Source organism: Carnobacterium sp. (genome assembly GCF_032094055.1).
Classification (GTDB): Bacteria; Bacillota; Bacilli; order Lactobacillales; family Carnobacteriaceae; genus Carnobacterium_A.
Map to the genome: position 1 here is coordinate 29,810 of NZ_DAMDAK010000015.1, position 1,250 is coordinate 31,059.

The 1,250-nt window shown below is 37.0% G+C and carries 1 protein-coding gene and 1 pseudogene; both read right to left on the bottom strand.

Translation table 11 applies throughout. From position 1 onward, the window contains the following. Nucleotides 1–433, bottom strand: a pseudogene (gene deoC, locus RT405_RS03950) (deoxyribose-phosphate aldolase); the annotation flags it as partial. A gap of 86 nt (nt 434–519) precedes the next feature. After that, nucleotides 520–1,250, bottom strand: a 731-nt coding sequence (locus RT405_RS03955) for a 16S rRNA (uracil(1498)-N(3))-methyltransferase (RefSeq protein ID WP_396163216.1), incomplete at its 5' end; no start/stop codon positions are given.

Below are 1,250 nucleotides of genomic sequence, written 5' to 3' on the forward strand. Positions count from 1 at the left end.
CTAGCTCACAAGCTCTTACTTTTTCTTCGTCTGTTAGTAAACTTGTTTCAATAATAACTTTAGAAAGAGCTTTAGTTTTTGCTGCTTCTACTACTCCTTTAATATCACGTTCCACTAATTCACTATCTTCATCTTTTAAAGCACCAATATTGATCACCATATCAACTTCAGTTGCACCATTTTGGATAGCGTTTCTTGCTTCAAAAGCTTTTAATTCAGGTGTGTTAGCCCCTAAAGGAAAACCAATCACTGTACATACTTTTACATCGCTATTTCCTAAAAAAGCTGCTGCTTTTTTTACCCATGTCGGATTAACACAAACAGACATAAAATCATACGTAACAGCTTCTTCGCATAACTGTCTAATCTGTTCTTCTGTTGCATCTGCTTTAAGTAGTGTGTGATCAATATATTTATTTAAGTTTTCTGCCATTGCTAGTTCCTTCTTTCTTTAATCAGAATAGTATTTTCTCATCTATTATAGCTTGCTTTTCGGTAATATACAAAATATCATTTGTTCTAATTTAATTCGAACTGATAAGAGATAGCAGCTAATGCATATAACGGTGCTGTTTCTGTCCGAAGAATTCTTGGTCCTAAAGCACAAGGAAGCATTCCACTGCCAAATAAAGATTCGACTTCTGTCTTGCTTAATCCGCCTTCAGGACCAAAGACAATCAGCAACTTGCTGCCTGGTTTTAATGAACTTAGTGTTTTGACAAAATTTTGAGTTTCCCCTGTTTTTGCGCTTTCTTCATACGCTACCAGACAGGCATCAAAAGAACTGCTGATTGTTAACAATTCTTTAAAAGAATGAACGGCAGTTATTTCTGGGAAAACAGATCGATGAGACTGTTCCGCTGCTTCTTGTGCTATTTTTTTTAAACGCAGCAGCTTTTTAGCAGCTTTTTTTTCATCCCATTTGGTAATAGAATAGGTTGCTTGGAAAGGAAGAAAACAGGCTGCTCCTAATTCTGTTCCTTTTTGAACGATATAATCCAGCTTGTCTCCTTTAGGCAGCCCGCTGGCAATCGTTACGTGAATCGGCAACTCAGTTGTTGTATTTTCATCTTCTATCCATTTTAGGATAACAGCATCTTGTTCTATTGCCTGGATTTCTGCTTTAAATGCTTGCTGTTCAGGAAGAACCAAATAGACTTGGTTCCCAGGTTTCATTCGCATCACGCGAACAATATGATGGTATTGTTCGCCGGTAAGAACGATCTCTGTAGTGTGATAATCTTCTACTG